The sequence below is a fragment of the Streptomyces sp. WAC05292 genome, from assembly GCF_003949955.1.
GTDB lineage: Bacteria > Actinomycetota > Actinomycetes > Streptomycetales > Streptomycetaceae > Streptomyces > Streptomyces globosus.
This window is the reverse complement of sequence record NZ_RPSE01000550.1, coordinates 1-3185: the sequence shown is the minus strand read 5'-3', so window position 1 is coordinate 3185 and position 3185 is coordinate 1. Positions and strand designations below refer to the sequence as shown.

Below are 3185 nucleotides of genomic sequence, written 5' to 3'. Positions count from 1 at the left end.
GCCCCCGTCTCCCCCGATGTGACGCTCGCCGCACCGCCCGAGGTCACGGCCCCGTCCCACCGGCGGGGGTCCGTCGGCCCCGGTAGGGTGGCCCGGTTGTCCTTCGAACGACCGCCGCCGAGAGCCCGAACCGGAGACCGTGACTACTACCGCCTCCCACCACCTCTCACCCGCCTTCCCCGGCCGTGCGCCGTGGGGTACCGCCAGCAAGCTGCGTGCCTGGCAGCAGGGCGCGCTGGACAAGTACATCCAGACCCAGCCGCGTGACTTCCTCGCCGTCGCCACCCCCGGCGCCGGCAAGACCACCTTCGCGCTCACCCTCGCCTCCTGGCTGCTGCACCACCATGTCGTGCAGCAGGTGACGGTGGTCGCACCGACCGAGCACCTGAAGAAGCAGTGGGCGGAGGCCGCCGCCCGCATAGGCATCCGGCTGGACCCCGAGTATTCGGCGGGCCCGCTGAGCCGCGAGTACCACGGTGTCGCCGTCACCTACGCGGGTGTCGGCGTCCGGCCGATGCTGCACCGCAACCGCTGCGAGCAGCGCAAGACCCTCGTGATCCTCGACGAGATCCACCACGCAGGCGACTCGAAGTCCTGGGGCGAGGCCTGCCTGGAGGCGTTCGACCCGGCGACGCGCCGCCTGGCCCTGACCGGGACGCCGTTCCGCTCGGACACCAACCCGATCCCGTTCGTCACGTACGAGGAGGGCAACGACGGCATCCGCCGCTCCGCCGCCGACTACACGTACGGCTACGGCAACGCGCTGGGCGACGGCGTCGTCCGGCCGGTCATCTTCCTCTCGTACAGCGGCAACATGCGCTGGCGCACCAAGGCCGGCGACGAGCTGGAGGCGCGCCTCGGCGAGCCGATGACGAAGGACGCGATCAGCCAGGCCTGGCGGACCGCGCTCGACCCGCGCGGCGACTGGATGCCGAACGTGCTGCGGGCCGCCGACCGGCGCCTGTCGGAGGTCCGCAAGAGCATCCCCGACGCGGGCGGCCTCGTCATCGCCTCCGACCAGGACTCGGCCCGCGCGTACGCCAAGCTGATCCGGGAGATCACCGGCACGAAGGCGACGCTCGTGCTGTCCGACGACGCCGGCGCCTCGAAGCACATCGACACCTTCAGCGGGAACGACGACCGGTGGATGGTCGCGGTCCGCATGGTGTCCGAGGGCGTCGACGTCCCCCGCCTCGCCGTGGGCGTGTACGCGACGACGATCTCGACGCCGCTGTTCTTCGCGCAGGCCGTCGGCCGTTTCGTGCGTTCGCGCAGGCGCGGCGAGACCGCCTCCGTGTTCCTTCCGACGATCCCCTACCTGCTCGGCTTCGCCAACGAGATGGAGGTCGAGCGCGACCACGTCCTCGACCGGCCGAAGAAGGCGGGCGAGGACGCCGACCCGTACGCCGAGTCCGAGAAGGAGATGGCCGAGGCCAACCGGCAGGAGGACGAGGACACCGGCGAGGACGAGCAGATGTCCTTCGAGGCGCTGGAGTCCGACGCCGTCTTCGACCGGGTGCTGTACGACGGCGCCGAGTTCGGCATGCAGGCCCACCCGGGCAGCGAGGAGGAACAGGACTACCTCGGCATCCCGGGCCTGCTGGAGCCGGAGCAGGTGCAGCTGCTGCTGCAGAAGCGGCAGTCGCGGCAGATCGCGCACAGCCGGCGCCGCCCGGACGCGGAGGCGGACCTGCTGGAGCTGCCGGCGGAGCGGCGACCCGTCGTCTCGCACAAGGAGCTGCTGGAGCTGCGCCGGTCGCTGAACACGATGGTCGGGGCCTACGTCCACCAGAGCGGCAAGCCGCACGGGGTGATCCACACCGAGCTGCGCCGCGTGTGCGGCGGCCCGCCGAGCGCGGAGGCGACGGCCGGGCAGCTGAAGGAGCGGATCAAGAAGGTGCAGGAGTGGGCCACCCGGATGCGGTGATCCACCCGCGGGTGGGGTGGCCGCCCCGCCGTGGGGGATCCTCCCGCGGTGGGGCGGTCGACCCGCCGTGCGGTGATCCTCCCGCCGTGCGGTGATCCACCCGTCGTATGGGGCGGGCCGGTGCAGAGTTTCGTACGGGGCTGCACCGGTCCGCCCCGCCGCTGTTTCGACAGGCGGCCGGTCTTCGCCCAACTCGTGGGATGCGACGGGGGTTCCGGGGCGCGTGGGGCGCATTCCCGTACCGGAAGCGGTCGTGAACCGACACAAAAGACCCGTTCGCGCCCGGATTCTGGACGAGGACTTCCGCTGAGCGGACCCGCTCGCTACTGTCCCCGCATCGAAACGCCCCGTGGCAGCGCCGCCGCGGGAGCGCAGCCGGTGCCATGGCCGCTACCGGCGGCCTCTCCGTGCGTCGCCGTGGGACCGGCGCCGCTCAACCGAAGAGAGTCACCGCCGCTCACCAACGAGGGAGGGGCGTCGTGACCGCGGAAACCTCACAGACTCTTGACCGGGGGCTCCGAGTCCTCAAGCTGCTCGCGGACACCGACCACGGTCTGACCGTCACCGAGCTCTCCAACCGCCTCGGTGTCAACCGCACTGTGGTCTACCGCCTGTTGGCGACGCTCGAACAGCACGCCCTGGTCCGCCGCGACCTCGGCGGCCGGGCCCGCGTCGGGCTCGGCGTGCTGCGGCTGGGCCGGCAGGTCCACCCGCTCGTACGGGAGGCCGCGCTGCCGGCGCTGCGGTCGCTCGCCGAGGACATCGGCGCCACCGCGCACCTGACGCTCGTCGACGGGACGGAGGCGCTGGCCGTCGCCGTCGTGGAGCCCACCTGGACCGACTACCACGTGGCCTATCGGGCCGGTTTCCGGCACCCGCTGGACCGGGGGGCCGCCGGACGGGCGATCCTCGCCGCCCGCCAGGGCACCCTCATCGAGCCCGGGTACACGCTGACGCACGGCGAGCTGGAGGCGGGCGCGAGCGGCGCCGCCGCCCCGCTGGTGGGCGTCACCGGGCTGGAGGGCAGCGTCGGTGTGGTCATGCTCGCGGACGCCGTGCCCGAGCGGGTGGGCCCGCGCGTCGTGGACGCGGCCCGCGAGGTCGCCGACGCCCTGCGCTGACGGCCGACCCCGGCACCCGGCCCCACCGCCGGGCGCCGGAAGCCCGCCCGGCCGGCCACCGGCCGCCCGCCCTGCTGGTCCGTGCACGCCGCCCGGGCGCGCCTCCGGCGCCCGGCGGTGGGGCCGGGTGCCGGGGT

The 3185-nt window shown here is 73.4% G+C and carries 2 protein-coding genes; both read left to right on the top strand.

The window, feature by feature from the left end:
* Positions 1–139 precede the first annotated feature (139 nt).
* Positions 140–1927, top strand: a complete 1788-nt coding sequence (locus tag EF903_RS30805; RefSeq protein WP_114057724.1) for a DEAD/DEAH box helicase — start codon at positions 140–142, stop codon at positions 1925–1927.
* 479 nt (positions 1928–2406) lie between these two features.
* A complete protein-coding gene (locus EF903_RS30800; RefSeq protein WP_125548273.1) occupies positions 2407–3048 on the top strand; it encodes an IclR family transcriptional regulator in 642 nt (213 codons plus the stop codon).
* The last annotated feature ends 137 nt before the right edge of the window (positions 3049–3185 follow it).